Source organism: Chloroflexota bacterium (genome assembly GCA_035652535.1).
Lineage (GTDB): Bacteria > Chloroflexota > UBA6077 > UBA6077 > SHYK01 > DASRDP01.
The window spans coordinates 13,968-27,506 of record DASRDP010000065.1; the positions used below are offsets into that span (position 1 = coordinate 13,968).

15 protein-coding genes are annotated in these 13,539 nt (G+C 66.3%); 1 reads left to right on the forward strand and 14 read right to left on the reverse strand.

Annotation, left to right across the window (positions count from 1 at the left end; translation table 11 throughout):
- Nucleotides 1-82 precede the first annotated feature (82 nt).
- From VFC51_07350 to VFC51_07380, 7 genes are all read right to left on the reverse strand, one after another.
- Entirely contained in the window at nucleotides 83-511 is a 429-nt protein-coding gene (locus VFC51_07350; GenBank protein HZT06831.1) for a TadE/TadG family type IV pilus assembly protein, read from the reverse strand.
- A complete protein-coding gene (locus tag VFC51_07355) occupies nucleotides 508-945 on the reverse strand; it encodes a TadE family protein (GenBank protein HZT06832.1) in 438 nt (145 codons plus the stop codon). The genes VFC51_07350 and VFC51_07355 overlap by 4 nt, the downstream gene beginning before the upstream one ends.
- A 330-nt stretch (nucleotides 946-1,275) precedes the next feature.
- Nucleotides 1,276-1,983 carry a response regulator transcription factor gene (locus tag VFC51_07360; protein HZT06833.1) on the reverse strand — a complete coding sequence of 236 codons (708 nt, stop codon included), beginning with the start codon at nucleotides 1,981-1,983 and terminating at the stop codon, nucleotides 1,276-1,278.
- A complete protein-coding gene (locus VFC51_07365) occupies nucleotides 1,983-3,803 on the reverse strand; it encodes an ATP-binding protein (GenBank protein HZT06834.1) in 1,821 nt (606 codons plus the stop codon). The genes VFC51_07360 and VFC51_07365 overlap by 1 nt, the downstream gene beginning before the upstream one ends.
- 446 nt (nucleotides 3,804-4,249) lie before the next feature.
- The gene (locus VFC51_07370) at nucleotides 4,250-5,596 is read right to left on the reverse strand and encodes a Rieske 2Fe-2S domain-containing protein (GenBank protein ID HZT06835.1); all 1,347 of its coding nucleotides are present in this window, start codon (nucleotides 5,594-5,596) and stop codon (nucleotides 4,250-4,252) included.
- Nucleotides 5,597-5,696: 100 nt separating this feature from the next.
- Nucleotides 5,697-6,851, reverse strand: a complete 1,155-nt coding sequence (locus tag VFC51_07375; GenBank protein ID HZT06836.1) for a Gfo/Idh/MocA family oxidoreductase — start codon at nucleotides 6,849-6,851, stop codon at nucleotides 5,697-5,699.
- 12 nt (nucleotides 6,852-6,863) lie between these two features.
- Nucleotides 6,864-7,850, reverse strand: a complete 987-nt coding sequence (locus VFC51_07380) for an ABC transporter substrate-binding protein (GenBank protein HZT06837.1) — start codon at nucleotides 7,848-7,850, stop codon at nucleotides 6,864-6,866.
- A gap of 168 nt (nucleotides 7,851-8,018) precedes the next feature.
- On the opposite strand from VFC51_07380, the gene VFC51_07385 reads away from it, so the two are divergent.
- A complete protein-coding gene (locus VFC51_07385; protein HZT06838.1) occupies nucleotides 8,019-9,176 on the forward strand; it encodes a cupin domain-containing protein in 1,158 nt (385 codons plus the stop codon).
- Nucleotides 9,177-9,191: 15 nt separating this feature from the next.
- Here VFC51_07385 and VFC51_07390 read toward each other — a convergent pair whose 3' ends face one another.
- The 7 genes from VFC51_07390 to VFC51_07420 form a co-directional block, all read right to left on the reverse strand.
- Nucleotides 9,192-9,488, reverse strand: a complete 297-nt coding sequence (locus VFC51_07390; GenBank protein HZT06839.1) for a hypothetical protein — start codon at nucleotides 9,486-9,488, stop codon at nucleotides 9,192-9,194.
- A gap of 114 nt (nucleotides 9,489-9,602) precedes the next feature.
- The gene (locus tag VFC51_07395) at nucleotides 9,603-10,028 is read right to left on the reverse strand and encodes a PIN domain-containing protein (protein ID HZT06840.1); all 426 of its coding nucleotides are present in this window, start codon (nucleotides 10,026-10,028) and stop codon (nucleotides 9,603-9,605) included.
- Nucleotides 9,979-10,263 carry a CopG family transcriptional regulator gene (locus tag VFC51_07400; protein HZT06841.1) on the reverse strand — a complete coding sequence of 95 codons (285 nt, stop codon included), beginning with the start codon at nucleotides 10,261-10,263 and terminating at the stop codon, nucleotides 9,979-9,981. The genes VFC51_07395 and VFC51_07400 overlap by 50 nt, the downstream gene beginning before the upstream one ends.
- Before the next feature lie 77 nt (nucleotides 10,264-10,340).
- The gene (locus VFC51_07405; GenBank protein HZT06842.1) at nucleotides 10,341-11,486 is read right to left on the reverse strand and encodes a cupin domain-containing protein; all 1,146 of its coding nucleotides are present in this window, start codon (nucleotides 11,484-11,486) and stop codon (nucleotides 10,341-10,343) included.
- Between the two features lie 45 nt (nucleotides 11,487-11,531).
- The gene (locus tag VFC51_07410; protein HZT06843.1) at nucleotides 11,532-11,993 is read right to left on the reverse strand and encodes an SRPBCC family protein; all 462 of its coding nucleotides are present in this window, start codon (nucleotides 11,991-11,993) and stop codon (nucleotides 11,532-11,534) included.
- A gap of 4 nt (nucleotides 11,994-11,997) precedes the next feature.
- Entirely contained in the window at nucleotides 11,998-12,879 is an 882-nt protein-coding gene (locus VFC51_07415; protein ID HZT06844.1) for a xanthine dehydrogenase family protein subunit M, read from the reverse strand.
- A gap of 1 nt (nucleotide 12,880) precedes the next feature.
- A complete protein-coding gene (locus VFC51_07420) occupies nucleotides 12,881-13,417 on the reverse strand; it encodes a (2Fe-2S)-binding protein (GenBank protein HZT06845.1) in 537 nt (178 codons plus the stop codon).
- Nucleotides 13,418-13,539: the final 122 nt, after the last annotated feature.

A 13,539-nucleotide genomic window follows, 5' to 3' on the forward strand; every position in this document is an offset into this window, starting at 1 on the left:
CGCCTCCGGGGTGGGCTCGGCGGTTTCCTCTGCGCACCTCTCCCGCTCGGTCCGATCCTTCCTACGCGGATAGCCGGTTGCATCATTCGACGACCATCTCGGCGGAGCTGGTCAGTGTCAGGGTGCCCGGTAGCTTGATGAAGGCGACCGGCGCGTACGGGTAGCTCACCGTCACCTTGATGAGGTCACCGGCGGCGCGTGGCGTGGCGGTGGAAAAGGCGACAGGCGTCTGGTTGGCGACCGGCGTCGCGGAGTCCACCGAATAATTGGAGATCTGCACGACGGCGGTGGCCCCTGGGGCGATGATGACCTCCCGCACGCGGGCGGTGACCGTCGCGTCGTTCCTACCGGCGATGGCCCCGGTTCGCGCTCCCTCGCGCGCGGCGTTGGCGACGCTCGAGTACTCGAACATCAAGCGTCCCAGCTCGAATACGCCGTAGAGCAGCACGAAGAACGCGCTCCCGACGATGGCAAACTCCACCATGGCCTGGGCTAACGTCAATCGCGTCATAGCATCTGCATGGTGGCTGAGCGGGTGAAGTGCTCCGTGCTCCCCAACACGGCCTTGACCATCGGTGTGAAGAAATTGACGTCGTAGGTCACCGAAACGGTGACTTGCTGCTGAGAAGCCGGCGTGGTTGGAGAAATGGTGATATTTCCGTCGGGGATCGAGAGCCCTGGAGCCGCCCGCTTCACTGTGGCTTTCACACTCGGCGTGAAGCTGGCTGAACTCGAATCGGCGGTGATGGCGTAGCGAGCGCCCTCGCGGGCCGCGTTGCGGACGGTCACGTCGTAGTAGAAGAAGCGGCCGATATCTACCGTCGCGGACAGGACGAGCACGAGCGGGATCCCGATGAACGCGAACTCCACGAGCGATTGGCCGCCCTTGCGTCCAATCGTTCGGCAGCCGCCGCGCAGGGCAGCGTCGAGTCGGCGAATTGTCATCGAATGACACCCGTCCACCACGGTTCTCCCGGCGAGGATCCCTCGCGACCTGTGCCCGGTGCACCCGCGCCCTTCGCCGGGTGCAGCGTGGTTCTTCCTAAACGACAGGTTACGGGCGTATGACCGAACCGTTGCCAGCTCTTTACAGTCCCGTACATCTCGGGATCGCGGCGTTACATTTCGATGACAGAGCCGTATTGATTCGCGGAAGCAGCGTTCATGACGAGAAATCGGTCGGGATCACTGACAGGCGCCGCATCTTGGGCTCCGTGGCCGGTCGTCGATTGGTCCGGCGCGGCAGGCGCGCGGGCAACCGTGCACAGCCCCGGGCTACGCCTCCTCGGCGGATGGGTCGGCGCTGAGGCGAATCCCCACACCGGTGACCGTGAGGAGGAGCTTCGGGTTCGCCGGGTCGTCCTCGATCTTTCGCCGAAGCCGGTGGAGGGTCACGCGGAGGACGTCGGCCGCGCCCGGGTCCGTCTCGCCCCAGATCTGTTGCAGCAAGGTCCGCGTTGGCACCACGGCGTCCGCGTTGAGCATGAGGTACCGGAGGAGGCGGAACTCTGTGACCGTGATGTCCAAGGGGCGGCCGTCCTTGCGCACCTCGTGGCGACGCGCATCGAGCACGAGGGGCCCAACCTCCAGCACTTCCGCTGCCGGCGCTGGCTCCGGCGTCGTGAGGCCGCGCGTGCGCAGGCGCGACCGGATACGCGCCAGCAGCTCGCGATAGCCGAAGGGCTTGGTGAGATAGTCGTCCGCGCCGAGATCGAGCCCGAGCACCTTGTCATCCTCGGACGTCCGAGCGGTGAGCAGCACGACCGGCAGGTCGGACGTCCGTCGCAGCTCCTTCAGGATGTCAAAGCCGGACGTTCCGCTCAGGTTCACGTCGAGCACGACGAGGTCCGGGGGATTCTCGCGAATCTGCCTGTACGTCGACGCCGCGTCCACCGCCTGGCTGACCGAGTAGCCGGCCCGGCGCAGGGCGCCATCCAAGATGTCGAGCAGATCCCGATCGTCGTCGACGAGGAGAATGCGCATCAGCCGGCGTCACTGACCGGCAGGGTGAACCAGAAGCGGCTCCCAACGCCGAGCTGAGTCTCGAATCCGACCGTTCCTCCGTGCGCCTCGACCACGGCCTTCACAATGGAGAGTCCCAGCCCGACACCCGGCTGCTGACCCGAGCTGGATGCGCGATAGAAGCGCTGGTAGAGTCCCGCCCACTCTTCGGGCGGGATCCCGGGCCCCGTGTCCTCGACGCTCATGCGAATAAACCCCGTCGCGAACTGATCTGCTCGAACGCGAATCACGCCGCCGACCGGCCCATAGGTGGATGCGTTGATCAGCAGGTTGGTCAGCGCCTGAACGATATAGCGTGAGTGCGCCATGACGAACACGCGCACGCTCGGCAGCTCCGTCTCGATCCGTTGATTTCGTCCTTCCACGAGGAGGGACACGCTGTCGATCGCCTCGGCGACGATCGCCGCGAGGGCTGTCCGGCGCGGGGACACGACGAATCGGCCGGACTCGACGTTGCCCGCGCTCAGGAAGTTGTCCATCAACGTATGGAGCCGCATGCTCGTGCGCCGCGCGGTACTGACGACTTCGTCGAACTCCTTGGTGCTCAGGTCGCTGGCCTCGGTGGCCAGAATCTCGAGCGCGCCTTCGAGGACGGCGAGGGGCTCCCGAAGCTCGTGGGCCACGTAGTACACGAGCTGCTCCTTGAAGCCGCTTGCCTCCACCACGTCGTGGAACTGGGCGTGGAGTCTGAGCCGGGCCTGCTCCAGCTCGGTCGCGACTGGGGCGAGCTCGGCGTCGGCGATCTGGGGCACGGGCGTGTCCATGTCGCCCTGGCGCATTCGGCCGGCTGCTGCCGCGAGCGCCATCGCCGGCGCGGACTCTCGGGTCCGCCACACGTGCAGGATCGCCGTGCGAAGAACGGCGAAGACGATGAGAATCGGGATCGCGAGGATGATGATTCTTCGCGGCTCGCTCGCGTCGCTGACTGCACTGAGGGCCAGAGTGGCCACGGGCGTGCCGTCGATGCCAACGAGGGGTGCGAAGAGCGCCCGGACGTGGCCGCCCGGCGTCTCGCGGTCGGCATACGCCGTCTGGCTCGCCGCTGTTTCCGGGGCCCCGCCGAGCGGGTCGGCGCTTCCGATTCCCGTTCGGATCCCGCGCTGATCGGACATGGTGGAGAGGAGCAGCTCGCCTCCGACGTAGAGGCTGGCGTCGAGGCCCGTGCGCTGGCGAATGGCGTCCAGACCCGGGGCGTCCAGGTGCGAGACGAGCGCGAGCACGGCGACGAGGTTACCGCCCTCCCGTTCGACCTTGGGCACGAACGCGACAATCGCGGGGAACCGACCGGAGCAGAGAACCAGACCAGCCGTCTCGTGGCCGGCGGCGAGGGAAGTGAAGCCTGGCAGCTCGCGCATATGCTGCTGATCGGTGCAGCGATGGTCGGCGGAGCGTTGGGCCAGCACCGCCCCGGAGGGGTCAGAGACGACGATGTTGTCAACACGGGGAGCGACCCGCAGGGCGCCAAGTTCGCGCGCCAGCGCGAGCGGATCGGCCGAGATCAGCGCCGCGTCGAGGCTGGCATCGTCGGCGAGGAGGTATCCGAGCGCGACCAGCTCCCCGCGCGTCTCGTCGATCTCCGCTTGAAGGAGACTCGCTTCGCCGGCGAGCCGCGCGTCGATCTCTTGCTGGATGTGCTGCTGGAACACCCAGGTCGTTGGGAAGAGAATGACGGTCACCACTGCGCCGATCTCAATGATATGGAGCGCAAACGATCGCGCGATGGCCCAGCGTCGGCGCCAGAGGATTGCGAGTTGGCCGATGTTCAGCAGAGGCTGGCGCACGATAGGCGATTCCTCGGAGCGAGCGCGGGCCAGGGGCACCCGTTGCGTCCCCGCAGCCATACGCTACGCTTCCAGCACGCCGCGCAGCATTCCAGATCGCCGCGCGCTTCCTTGCTGCGTCCAGCGAACAGCTCCCGGCCAGTAGCCGGCCGCGCGCACAGTGCGGCGGAAAGGCCCGGATTCGACTCCGCGGTGTCTACACGGGCGCGTACGGCCAAACAGGGCAGAAGGGCGATCTACGCCAAGAACGTGTGTGGTCGAAACGCTCGACAACTCGGCCGAAGATATACGAGCCCGGCATGACGCGGCCGTTGAAATGTGATTACAGACCCGAACATTGACGGAATTGTGCATTACAGAATCGTTACGTTGCATCCATCTTGGCCGGGGCACGGTGATCGTGATTCGCGCGTGGTCCTGACGCGCGCCCAACCCGGCCCCGGACTCTACGGTTTGAGGGCGACAACGCGCCGCCGTCCGTCCGCCCGATCGAGGGTGGAATGGTGGCGACCGTGCAGCTCACGACCGGCAGCCTCGAGCGCTTCCGCCTGCCGAAAGAGGTCGAGCACGACTGGAGGGACCGGCATGTGGCGAAAAAGCCCGTCGCCCGAGGATGCGGCTGGCCTTCCCCAATGGGCGTTCCCATGCTTCTTGCGCTCCTGGGGCAACTCCACGAACCTGGCCGCCTCCGCGTCCCGGTACACTTCCATCGGCTCCTCGCCGCGCGCGACCCGATCGATCTGCTCGTCCAGAAGCTGTCGGTACATGATGATGCCGGTATCCGACGCGCCGAGCTTCTCGTGCTGGCGCTCCGCGATGGCGCCCTGGGTGACCCAGGCCATCATGTCCTGACCGAGGGTGAAGTCGACCAGCGCGTCGCCACTCTCGTCCTGCCACGGGATCTGGTGCACGCTGACACGCTCCTGCACGTCCCGCGGGACTGGGATGCCGGGTCGGTAGCACTTGTAGAGCACGTGAAGCGTGTGGGTGTCGTCCATCGGAACCCGTATCTGGAAGGATGAGGCGGCGACTGCGCCGGTCTTCAGCGTGTACGGGAAGACAACGGGGTGGCCGACACGCCAATCGTCGTCTTCCTCGCTTCCACCCGCCTCGATTCGTCGCTTGATCATTCCATGATCGAAGCGGTCGAAGCCGATGCGTGTGTGCCCACGCAGCGTGCGCGGCCGGAAGGGCTCACCGCGCTCGGCGGCACGGCGCTCGTTGACGAAATTGGTGTAGTAGCCGTGGAGCCATTCGACGTGGGTTGCATCGAGGGAGTTCTCCATAGCCTGGACCCAATTACACGGAAGCACCGTGAAGCCGATCTGCCGGATGGCGTCGTCGCACACGAACAGGTCGTAGCCCGGCAGGAAGGGCGCGGGTGTGGGACCCAGATAGGCGAACACGAGGCCGCCCAGGACCTCGACGGGATACGAGACTGCGCGAACGCGATCCTTGAACGTGCTGTCGGATGGCTCGGCGGGCTGGTCGAGGCACTGCCCATCCCGGGCGAAAGCCCAACCGTGGTAGGGACAGCGGATCCCGTTCGCTTCAGGGATCCCGTAATAGAGGGAGATCCGGCGGTGGGGACACGGCTCGGCGATCAGTCCGAAGGCGCCCGAGCGATCTCGGTAGAGAACGAGGTCTTCGCCGAGCAGGCGAACGCGCTTCGTCGGGCGCGCGTCAAACTCGGCCACGCCGGCAATCGGGTGCCAGTAGCGGCGCAGGAGGTCACCGCCCGGCGTCCCTGGCCCCACGCGCGTCAGCTTCTCATTCAGCTCGCTCGACAGCATTGCTCATACCCCCGCCGTGGCGCTTTTCGTGCACATAGTAGCCGAAGTTGTGCCTGGAAGCCGGCGTGGCGAGCGCCCGTGTGCGGCGGGCGCGAGGCGCTCATTCGGGCGCTGGGCACTGATGGGCCAGGGTGATGGTGCGGCCCTCCCGCGACGACTGGAGAATGCCGAGGATGACTTCGAGGGTCGCCAGACCCCAGCGTCCGTCTGGGAAGACCGATGTCCCGCCGGCGATGGCCTGGGCCATCGCGCGCAGGTCCCCGGCGCGGTCTCGGTACGGGGGGCAGATGATCTCCTCGCATCCGTCGTCCGTGTACACGTAGATGCCGTCTGGCGACTGGCGTAGGTCACCGTACTCACAGCTGACGACGGTGAGACCGAAGATCGGCTGCCTCCGCTCGCGGTCAGGGCGGGGCCGCTCCAGCCGCGGTTTCGTGTAGAAGGTGGCTGGATCTGCGGGGGCGGTCTGCCGGACCTGCCGTCGGTAGCCGGCCGACGAGGCGAACCCACTTTCGCCGACTCCCCACGTCAGGTCGGTGATGTTGAAGTAGCCATAGCCATTGAAGACGAGGGTCGCCGGCGCGCCATTCTCGAACTCGAGAAGCGCCGTGTAGTCCCCCTCCGTCTGGAAGCTCGAGTGCCATCGTCCCGCATACGCTCGAACACTGCGCACCATTCCGCCGCCGATGCGCCGAACGATCTCGATTTGATGCGGCCCCTGGCGGAAGACGACGCCGCCGCCCATCGACGTATCCAGCTCGGCCGGCAGTCGTGGACTCCGCAGCCAGCCCTTGTAGCTCCACGCATGAATCCCGATGAGGCGGCCGAGGCGCCCGCTGGCGACGATCTCCCGCATCTTCACGACGGGCGCGTCGCTGGCGTGGGAGTGGAGGAGGAGGCGGATCCGGCTGCGCTCGGCGGCCTCCACCATCGCCTCGGCCTGATCGAGGGTGATCGCCATTGGCTTTTCCAGGATAACGTGCACGCCGTTTTCGGCGGCGCAGATCGTGTGCTCAGCGTGAAATGGGTTTGGCGTGGCGATCCAGACGGCGTCGACGGCCCCGCTCCGGCACATGGCCTCGACGCTTTCAAACGCACGCACGGACGGGAAGTCGTGGCGAAAGGCCTCGCGCGCCTCGGCGCGCACGTCTGCGACGGCCGTGAGCTCCACGGTCTCCTCGCGCGCGAAGTAGGGCGCGATCTGCCGGCCTTCATTGCCGAGGCCCGCCAGCCCCAATCGTATTCTGGTTGCCACGTGCGTCTCCCCTCAGGTGAGATCCAGAGTCTCTGGCGCGAAGAGCTCGTCCGTTGCGACGCGGCGCTCACACAGCCCCTGCTCGTAGACGTAGAGGGTGAGGGCCTCAATGCTGCTGCGGTTCGCCGCGACGCCGTAGGGCCACGGATCGTTCCCGAAGATCTCGCGCTCCTCGTCGAGGTACGCCTGGAGCCAGGTAAGCGTGGTCCGCGGGGCGCCGGTCTGGCGCAGCCATTCATAACACCGCGCCTTCGATTGGCTGAAGGCGCGGTACAGGCTCGCCGCGATCCATCGATGCTCCTCGTAGATGGACCGCCTCAGCGCCACGACGTGCATGATGGGTACGATGCCCGTGCGGCGATAGTAGTCGGCCTCGACTCGATGGTAGTCGGGGAACAGCCGTCGAACGCGAGAAGCGCCCTGCAGGAATACGCGCGGGATCGAGGCGCACACCACCGCGTCCAGCGCGCCCCGCTCGAGCATGTCGCCGAGAATCGATCCGTCAGGTGTCTGCTCGATCTTCACGTTGCTGGGCAGGCGTGGCGCGAGGGGGAGGATCTTCGCGGGGGTATCGAGTCCGCCGATGAGCCAGTGGATCTGTTCGGGCGCCACGCCGTAGTCGTGCTGCAACAGGCCACGAATCCAGACGGCCGCGGTGATGGTGTAGTCGGGTACGCCGACCCGTTTCCCGATCAGGTCCTGAGGAGCTTCGATTCCGCTATCCGTGTTGACGTAGATAAAGCTATGGCGAAACAAGCGCGACGTGAAGACCGGGATGCCGATCAAGTCGCGGCTTCCACGCCCGATGGCGTTGGTGAGGCTGGAGAATGACATCTCCGCGACGTCGAACTCCCCGTGGAGAACGCGAACGAACAGTTCGTGGGGCACGTTCACGGGTTCCCAGGCGATCTCGAATCCGTCCGTGGGCACTGAGCCATCGAAGAGCGCCCGCGTACGATCGTAGTCGCCGCACCCGACGCTGAGCCGGAGGGTTGGCATCGGCGTTCCCTCGCATAGTGGCCGTATTTCGACGCGATTGTACGCGGTTCCGCGAGGGACGGGTTGAGCCGGTTGGCTGGGCGTGCCATGATTGCAGCAGCCCGCCCGTCGCGGAGACGCGGCCGCGCCCGGCGATGCATGAACCGAACGAGGAGTGAGGAAACACCGATGGAGATCGAAACGGAGCCGCGAATAACCGGACCCACGACGAGCTGGGCCGGAGCCGTCGCCCAGTTTACTCGGGGGTTCGCATACGATCGGTGGCTCGACACGGTCGGGCTCCCCGTCCATCGAGGGTTCTTTGTGGAGGACCTTCGGACCGTGCCCGTTGCTCCGTGGGAGGAGCGCGAATGTGGCGCGGCCTTCATCCAGCTCTCCGGGCAGGAGGGCGTGAGCGAGGCGCGGGTTTGCGAGGTGCCTCCGGGCGCGACCCTGCCTCCATTGAAAATGGGCGTGGACGAGGCCGTGTACGTCGCCGCCGGCGTCGGGCTGGCGACGGTCTGGGCCGATGAGGGTGGGCCGAAAACGACGTTTGAGTGGCAGCCGCGCAGCCTCTTCTTCATCCCGCGCAATTACACGTGCCAGCTTTCGAACGCGCGCGGTCATCAACCGGCGCGCCTGCTGCATTACAACTATCTGCCCCTCGCGATGTCGATGATCCAGGAAGTGGACCACTTCATCAACAACCCGCACGGCAGGGCGCCGGCCAGCCCCACCGACGGAGAGATGTACGCCGAGGCGCGCGCGGTTGAGCTGAAGAACGCCGCGGACACCCGCCGAAAGTTCTGGTACGGCAATTTCTTTCCGGACATGCAGGCGTGGGACAAGCTCGAGTCGTTGCGATCACGGGGCGCGGGCGGGCAGTCCGTGCTCATGGGGTTCCCCCATTCCGAGATGAGCGCCCACATGTCGGTGTTTCCGTCCCGAACCTACAAGAAGGCGCACCGGCACGGACCCGGACGCGTCATCGTGATTCCCGGCGGCGAGGGCTTTTCGGTCATGTGGGTCGAGGGCGAAGAGCAAGTGCTCGTGCCCTGGCACGAGGCCAGCATGTTCGTGCCGCCGGACCGTTGGTTCCATCAGCATTTCAATGTCGGGGCGGAGCCCGCCCGATACCTGGCGCTGCACCCCATGCGCCAGTTCATTGGCCACGGCGAGCAGGTCGAAGACCTGGCGCGCGATCAGATCGAGTACACGGCCGAGGCGCCGTGGATCCGCCAGCATTTCGAAGAGGAGCTGGCGAAGCGCGGAATCACGTCACTGATGCCGCCGGACGTGTACGTTGATCCCGAATATGAATGGAAGGCCCCCGGCGGCGGTGACTGACTCGTCGCCGCGCGTTTAAGCCTTCGGGAGGAAGCCGGGAGTGAAAAGCGCGTGGACGGGGAAGATCTCGACCCTGGGTTGCGTCTCGATTCCCACCTGCTTCACGCCTTGTGCGAGACGCGTGTCGACGAAGCGCTGGAAGTCCTCCGCACTGTCCCACACGTCCACGACGCGCAGGCCTGTGTCGCCGAATGCGGAGACGTGAAACCGGGCTCCAACGGGGACGTTGCCCTCCCAGTTGACGAGAGAGCGCGCCGCTTCGTATTGCTCTTTCGTGACGCCGTCCCACTCCATGATCATCACTACGCTCATGTTGCTCCCCCCGTACTCCCCGTGATTGGGGATTGTGGTCGCGGGTCGAGGGCGGATGATACCAGACCTCGCGACTTCGGAGTCGCCTTCTGGAGCGGCGTCCGGACCACGAGGTTAATAGAGCAGGTCCAGAGCGCGGCTCCGGGTTGGGCCGAGACGGATGACGGCGAAATCGGCGTCGTAGGACCACGCGCGAAAGGCGCGAACGCGCTCCATCGCGGCGAAGCACAGGCGATCGGTGAGGGCGAAGTCCTGGTCAGGCCAGTCCTGTCCGAGCTGCCACGCTCGGGCGTAGTCCTCGCGGGCGACAGGCTCGACGGCCAGTCCGCCGGCCGCGAGCCCCTGGAGCAAGCGATCGGCCGCCTGACGACCGGCCGCGGCGCGGAGCAGCCGCCACAGCTCCACGGCCACCGCGTCGATCGTCCATAGCGGCTCCCGCTGGTCGCGCACCTGCTGCGCCGCGCGCGCGGCCTCCGGGTGATGCCGGTCGCTACGATTCAGCAACGCGAAGAGGGCGCTCGTGTCCGCGAATGTCGCCAAGGATCTCCTCGTAGAGCATCTGGTCCTTCTGTGTCGCGACGTCCGTCGGCTCGCGGGTGCTCACGGCGCCGATGAGATCGGTCAGGTCCGTGGGAGGGCTTTCCTCGGAGATGAGGTACTGTTCCACCAGCCCGCGCACGATGGCCGCCATGGAGGAGCCCGACCGGTCGGCCGCGCGTTGCAGCGCGGCGTACTCGGCCTCGCTCAAGTAGATCTGCGTGGCACGCCTTGTCATGATAACACCGCCCAACGTTAGTGGCGATATCATACGCGATCTATGCCATCATTACAAGGCCCGGGCCTGCCCGCCCCTCAGCTTTGGTAGTCCCACTCATATGCGCGGTCCTGGTAGGCCTTCTCGGGCATCAGGCTGACCAATCCGCGCTTTCTCAGCTCGCTCTCAAAAGTCTGACGGATCCAGGGGTCCTCATCCGGGTACTCGATCTGGTCCCGGGCCCGGTCCTCGATTCGCTCGCTCTGCATCACGCCGCGTGGAGCATGAAACGCCAGGTAGCGCCCGGCCGCACCACCGACGTTGAAATGCTGGTGGAACCAGCGGTTGGGCGGGACAAACACGCTCCCCTCGTGCCACGGGATGAAGACCTTGTCTTTCCCCTCTTCCCACATTACAGAGTAGCCTTCGCCGCCCGGGATGATGATGACGACGCCGGGTCCGTGGCGATGCGCCTTCTTGTAGGTCTGGGCCGGGAACACCGACATGTGGTTCGTGATGGTCGAGCCGGGATAGCGGATCCAGACGACATGGCCGCCAGCCCCGCGGCCGCGGAATGGAACCAGGCTGTCCCATGCCTGCATATCCGGGAAGAAATTCCCCAGCCAGTAGGCCATGCCCTGGCTGAGACCGGGCGCGTTCTTGCCCTCGACCGGCATCGAAATCTTCGCTTCCGAGTAGAAGTCGGCGCCTGCCGCGGCCAGCGAATCGGAGCGGCCGTAGGGATTATCGAAGAAGAATTCCGGGTCGGGAGCCAGCGTCATGGCGATGGGGAGATGGTTGTAGTGGAGGAGTCGCGCGGGGCGATTCCCCTGGGCGTTGCTGAGCTGGTGGGTGCAGTTCCGGGGCAGCATGAACAGACTGTGCGTCTGCCACTCAAAGGTCCGCGGGGCGCCGCCGTCGGGCGGCGTCACCGTGGTGAGGCCGCGGCCATCGGCGACGTAGACGATCTCGTCGAGGGCGAACTTCAGCGGCCGGAGGGACTTCCCCGGTGGGATCTCGGTCACACGCGCTTCGGTGATGCCCTCCTGGCCCGCCAGCTTCAAGATCGCCGCGTTACACCCGCGCTCCTCCCACCAGGCCACCTCGACGGTGCGCACGTCCTCGACGTAGTACCCGGTGTGGATCGGGATCGGGAGCGTCTCCAGCCAGAGTTCGTACGGGCGCTCATAATCGACCGTGATCCGTCGCATCCGCTCGCCGGGTGAAGTCTGTGTCTGCGCCATCGTGTCCCCCTGCTCGCCATCTGCTCTGGCGAAGACGTCCCGCCACTATCGGCCGGCCGCGATCGCCTGCTGGAGATTCTTGGCGAACTCGTTCATCGTCTGCTCGGCTTTCTTTCGAATGATCGGCTGGCCGAACTCGCCGATGCGACCCATGACCTGGGCATCGGTCTCCATCAACAGCTCGGTGCTGTTGGGATTGCCGGGCGTCTGCGTGAGGGCCATGCTCATCACCGCCTTCACGGCGCCGCCCGCGCGCTTATCGGCCGCGTCGGCTCGCATGGACGCCTTCTTCGCCGCGTCGTCCTTCTCCGTGATCGACACGTCCCCCTGCAACGCCAGCTTGATGGGACCGACGGCGACCTTGATCGTTCCCCGATAGCGATCGTCGCCGAGGGGCTCGACAGAGTCAACGCCCGGGGCGCAGGTGGCCACCTTGGGCACGTCCATGAGGAACGCCCAGACCTGATCGATGGGCGCGGGAATCGTCGCCTTGTGCTCGAACTTCATCGTCTCAACCTCCCTGTCGGCCGTTACTTCGCTCGAGGAGGCCGCGCAGGGCGCGCGAGGTCCAAACGCGCGCCATCTCGCGCTTGTAGCGCGCCGAGCCTCGAACGTCGTCGATGGGGTCCACCTCCTCGCGGACCAGCTCGGCCGCGTCGTCGATTGCCTGCGGCGTGATCTGTTTGCCGCTGAGGGCGTCTTCCACCTGGTGGGCCCGGATCGGTGTGGGGCCAGCCGAGCCGAGGGCCACGCGAACGTGCTCGCACCGCCCATCGGTGCCGAGCTTCAGCGCCGCCGCGACGGAGACCGTGGCATAGTCGTCCTCGGTTCGCGGCAGGAACTTGACGTAGGTCGTGAGGACGCCGTCTGGCAGGCGCGGGAAGCGGACGGCCGTCAGCAGCTCGCCCTCCCGCACAGCCGTCTGGAAGAAGTCCTCGAAGAAGCCGTCTATGGGGATGGCACGCTCCCCGCTCTTGCTCGCGACCACGGCCTCGGCGTCGAGGGCCAACAGCATCGGGGGCGGGTCCTGCGCCGGGTCGGCGTGGACCAGATTGCCGCCGATCGTCGCCTGGTTGCGGATTCGCACCGTGGCGATCCGCGAGAAGTTCTCGGCCAGGGTGGGGCAATACGCCGACGTTTCCTTGGCGCGCTCCACCTCACGATGGGTCGTGGTGGCCCCGATCTCGAGCCCGCCGCCCGGGACGGAACGCACGCCGCGCAGCTCGCGGATGTTGCGCAAACCGACGACGTGTCCCGGCTGCACCAGCCCCTGCTGCATCATGAGCATGAGCGAGGTACCACCGGCCATGAAGTGGGCGTCATCTCCGTAGCGCCCCAGCAGGTCGAGCGCCTCCGCGGTTGAGGTCGCTGGATGGAAATCGAACTCTCGCATGTCAGGACCCCGCGATCCGGTGCGTCGGCCCCGACAAGCCCGCGGCACCCGCGGGAATGGGCACCGGGGCAGAGACCTCCGCCGCCGCCATGATGGACTCCACGATCTTGTAGTAGCCGGTGCACCGGCAGAGGTTGCCCATCATCCAGCGCTTGACCTCATCCACGGTCGGGTGCGGGTTCTCGGCCAAGAGCGCCGTCGCCGCCATGATCTGGCCCGGGGTGCAGATGCCGCACTGGAACCCGCCGTGGCGGATGAAGGCGTCCTGCAGGGGGGTTAGCGGTCCGCCTTCCGGCGACAGGCCCTCGATGGTCGTCACCGTCGCGCCGTCGACGTACGTGGCCGGCAAGAGGCACGCCGACATCGTATTGCCGTCGACGATCACCGTGCAGGCGCCGCACACGCCGACGCTGCAGCCCTCCTTCGTGCCGGTGAGGGCGAGGTCCTCACGGATGAGATCGATGAGCCGACGATGGGCGGGGACGGAAACCTGCCGAGGCTCGCCGTTGAGGGTGAAGCGCAATTCGTGAGTGCTCACATCCACTTACTCCGTCGTTCATGGCGGACGCGGGCCCTGAGAACCAGCGTCCGGGCACCACTACTATAGCCGTGGATGGACCGGCGTCAAGCCGAGGGAACAGGGAAGAGGGACGGACGGGA

Bases quoted from the DNA above. Each gene is read 5' to 3' on its own strand.
- VFC51_07350 (HZT06831.1), bottom strand. From the start codon at position 511: ATGACGCGATTGACGTTAGCCCAGGCCATGGTGGAGTTTGCCATCGTC.
- VFC51_07355 (HZT06832.1), bottom strand. From the start codon at position 945: ATGACAATTCGCCGACTCGACGCTGCCCTGCGCGGCGGCTGCCGAACG.
- VFC51_07360 (HZT06833.1), bottom strand. From the start codon at position 1,983: ATGCGCATTCTCCTCGTCGACGACGATCGGGATCTGCTCGACATCTTG.
- VFC51_07370 (HZT06835.1), bottom strand. From the start codon at position 5,596: ATGCTGTCGAGCGAGCTGAATGAGAAGCTGACGCGCGTGGGGCCAGGG.
- VFC51_07380 (HZT06837.1), bottom strand. From the start codon at position 7,850: ATGCCAACCCTCCGGCTCAGCGTCGGGTGCGGCGACTACGATCGTACG.
- VFC51_07385 (HZT06838.1), top strand. From the start codon at position 8,019: ATGGAGATCGAAACGGAGCCGCGAATAACCGGACCCACGACGAGCTGG.
- VFC51_07390 (HZT06839.1), bottom strand. From the start codon at position 9,488: ATGAGCGTAGTGATGATCATGGAGTGGGACGGCGTCACGAAAGAGCAA.
- VFC51_07400 (HZT06841.1), bottom strand. From the start codon at position 10,263: ATGACAAGGCGTGCCACGCAGATCTACTTGAGCGAGGCCGAGTACGCC.
- VFC51_07405 (HZT06842.1), bottom strand. From the start codon at position 11,486: ATGGCGCAGACACAGACTTCACCCGGCGAGCGGATGCGACGGATCACG.
- VFC51_07410 (HZT06843.1), bottom strand. From the start codon at position 11,993: ATGAAGTTCGAGCACAAGGCGACGATTCCCGCGCCCATCGATCAGGTC.
- VFC51_07415 (HZT06844.1), bottom strand. From the start codon at position 12,879: ATGCGAGAGTTCGATTTCCATCCAGCGACCTCAACCGCGGAGGCGCTC.